General features: G+C 51.9%; 1 protein-coding gene. It reads right to left on the bottom strand.

Annotated elements, in window-relative coordinates; genetic code table 11:
• Window positions 1–111 precede the first annotated feature (111 nt).
• Window positions 112–310, bottom strand: a 199-nt coding sequence (locus P0G09_RS17710) for an L-serine ammonia-lyase, iron-sulfur-dependent, subunit alpha (protein ID WP_275253327.1), incomplete at its 5' end; no start/stop codon positions are given.

Below are 310 nucleotides of genomic sequence, written 5' to 3'. Positions count from 1 at the left end.
GTTCCGGCCCTTTCGGGCCTTGTGACAAAGTATTCCACTTCTTATTATACGGAAGAGTTATGACAAAATAAATAAGGTTTTGTATGATTTTTGGGACGCAGGCTCCGCCGCTCAGCTCATCATCAGCCGGATGATCTCCTCATTGGTCTGCCGCATCCCGTCCTTGCCCAGACGTCCGATGCCCTTGATGGTGGTATCGATGTCCTTCATCACAATGCCATCGCCGCCCTTGAACTCCTGATTGCACTTGTACATGTTGTAGCCCAGCAGCGCCGCATCCACCGAAGATGCGATCTTTGCGGCGCAGGAA

The sequence above is a fragment of the Faecalibacterium sp. DFI.5.82 genome (assembly GCF_029076575.1).
In the GTDB taxonomy this organism is placed as follows: domain Bacteria; phylum Bacillota; class Clostridia; order Oscillospirales; family Ruminococcaceae; genus Faecalibacterium; species Faecalibacterium duncaniae.
This window is presented reverse-complemented; position numbering and strand designations above follow the sequence as displayed.